This window comes from Microcoleus sp. S13_C5, from assembly GCF_036700845.1.
GTDB lineage: Bacteria > Cyanobacteriota > Cyanobacteriia > Cyanobacteriales > Microcoleaceae > Microcoleus.
In genome coordinates this window covers 1-2,354 of sequence record NZ_JAUBPR010000252.1, presented here as the reverse complement: position 1 = coordinate 2,354, position 2,354 = coordinate 1, and the positions used below count along the sequence as shown (strand labels likewise).

Genomic DNA, 2,354 nt, shown 5'->3' with positions numbered 1-2,354 from the left:
TTATTAAATGGGATCGAAAAATCAAAAATAAAGGCAATGCTATTTTATCCGGTTTAGCTGCGTAGCAGCTTAGCAGAAAAAATTCACCCGATAAAACCAGATAAAATCAGAAAAAACTTACAGCGTATTCCAGGTATGTGAAGTATTCGGGACACGGCAATGCCCTCTCCATACGGGGATCTATCGACCTAGAGTGTACTTTATAAACGTGGAATACGCTGTCTATAAATAAAATCCGTTGGTATCGAAATTATTGCTCTCTCTCTGATCTTCCTCTGCGTTCTCTGCGGTCTCTGCGGTTAAAAAAATCCGCTCCAACCTGAATTAAGATAACAAGATAACATCACTTTTGGTAGCCAATGATTTAACTTTCTAACTATAGATATACCCAATTTAAAAGGTCAATGATGCCAACTGCAACGGATTTTAAGGACTATTACACTATTTTGGGAGTAAGCAAAACCGCAACTCCCGAAGAAATAAAACGGGCTTACCGCAAACTTGCTCGCAAATATCATCCCGACCTCAATCCTGGAGATAAGGACGCAGAGGCAAAATTCAAAGACCTCAATGAAGCAAATGAGGTGCTTTCCGATCCAGAGAAACGGCCCAAGTACGATCGATTTGGCGAACATTGGAACCAACCTGCTTACAGTGAAGCGCCATCATCTAGAGAAACTAATGCTGGGACGGTTGACTTCGATCAGTACGCTGACTTTGATTCATTTATTAACGATTTGCTAGGTCGATCGAGAAACGGATCGCAACGTAGAACCAACACAACCAGCGGCTTTGATGATTTTGGTGGCGGATTTCGCTCTCAAGCCCCCGCACCGGATAGCGAAGCTGCGATCGCCCTGACATTTTCCGAAGCATTTCACGGTGTCCAAAAACGACTGCAATTCGACGACGAAACAATCAACGTCCGCATTCCCGCAGGCGCAAAACCAGGTAGTCGCATTCGCCTCAAGGGTAAAGGCCGTGCGAGTCCGTTTTCTCAACAGCGTGGCGATTTGTATCTGACGATCGAGATATTAACCCATTCCTTCTTCCGATTCGAGGGTGATGACCTCGTTTGTGACGTACCAATTCGCCCCGATGAAGCGGTTTTAGGGGCCGAAATCAGCGTGCCCACACCCGATGGTAGCGTGACGATGAAAGTGCCCAAAGGAGTGCGATCGGGACAATCGCTCAGACTGCGCGGCAAAGGCTGGACATTGCAAAAAGGGGGACGCGGTGATTTACTCGCCAAACTCCTGATTGTCACGCCAAAAGACTTAAGTGCGATCGAGCAAGAATGCTACGAAAAAATCCAGGCCAATACCAACTTTAACCCCCGCGCCCAGTTAGAGGAAATAAAATTATGAGCTTCAGCCTTTCAACAACCGTGGTTTCACCCGAAGGTGAGCAACTCTACACCTTTGAATATGCTGCATTGGTGACTAAGACTTCGATTACGCTGGTCAAGGTTTATGTTGAGTTAGGGGTGATTGAGCCGATCGGCTCAATGCTACATCCGCGCGAGATTGCTCGAATTGCTCAGATTCAGCGCTTGCGTCAAGACTTGGGGCTGAACATGGTCGGAGCCGCAATGGTGCTCGATATGGCGGCTGAAATTGCCCAATTACGGGCACAGCTCAAGGCGCATCAGTCTCATCCACGGAACACACTATGAGGTGTCTAAATCAACACTCAAAGCTGGCGTGAAATCGGGAGATTTTTCAGGTTTAGACGTTCTGTAAAGTGTCGGAATTACTATTGTGAGGTAGAGCCAAATGACATTCATCCGATCTTGGCGATTCATCACACTTATGCTGGCTTCATTTAGTCTGAGTTTGTCTATAACGCATTTGCTAGAGTTGCCACAAAGAATGCAGTTTGACCAGCAACTTTGGGTGAGAGTGACGGTTGTTAAAAATGTTTATAAGTTATTTGGCTCAGTTGGCGCCGCTTTTGAAATTACAGCGGTTCTGACAGCAATTATATTGGCATTTCTCGTTCGCAAACATGGTTCAACTTTTTACTGGACAATGGGCGGAGCAATTTTCTTGGTGCTGGCACTTGTGAGTTGGATCGTGTTTGTCGCACCGATGAATGCTGAATTTGCCAAATGGTTGACTAACCCCATTCCAGTAGATTGGACGCGGTATCGCGACCAATGGGAGTATGCACACGCAGTCAACGCCTTGATTTAAAATCCTTGGGCTAAGTTTGCTCGTGATTTCTGTGCTTGTTGAAACGCCGAAAAAGAGAGCGATCCATTCTGATCGTGAGTGATAAGCTGATACGCAGCTAGATTGTATAATATAAATATAAAATAAGCGATCATTAGTTATAATGTATGCCAGCCAAAA

Annotated in this window: 3 protein-coding genes; all 3 read left to right on the top strand. The window is 45.5% G+C overall.

All coding sequences use genetic code 11. The features are described from left to right. The first annotated feature begins 407 nt into the window (after nucleotides 1–407). The 3 genes from QUA04_RS29335 to QUA04_RS29325 all read left to right on the top strand — a co-directional run bounded on the left by QUA04_RS29335 (nucleotide 408) and on the right by QUA04_RS29325 (nucleotide 2,195). A complete protein-coding gene (locus tag QUA04_RS29335) occupies nucleotides 408–1,367 on the top strand; it encodes a DnaJ C-terminal domain-containing protein (protein WP_333264226.1) in 960 nt (319 codons plus the stop codon). Then, nucleotides 1,364–1,675 carry a chaperone modulator CbpM gene (locus QUA04_RS29330; RefSeq protein WP_333264223.1) on the top strand — a complete coding sequence of 104 codons (312 nt, stop codon included), beginning with the start codon at nucleotides 1,364–1,366 and terminating at the stop codon, nucleotides 1,673–1,675. The genes QUA04_RS29335 and QUA04_RS29330 overlap by 4 nt, the downstream gene beginning before the upstream one ends. Nucleotides 1,676–1,775: 100 nt before the next feature. Beyond that, entirely contained in the window at nucleotides 1,776–2,195 is a 420-nt protein-coding gene (locus tag QUA04_RS29325; RefSeq protein WP_333264218.1) for a hypothetical protein, read from the top strand. Nucleotides 2,196–2,354: the final 159 nt, after the last annotated feature.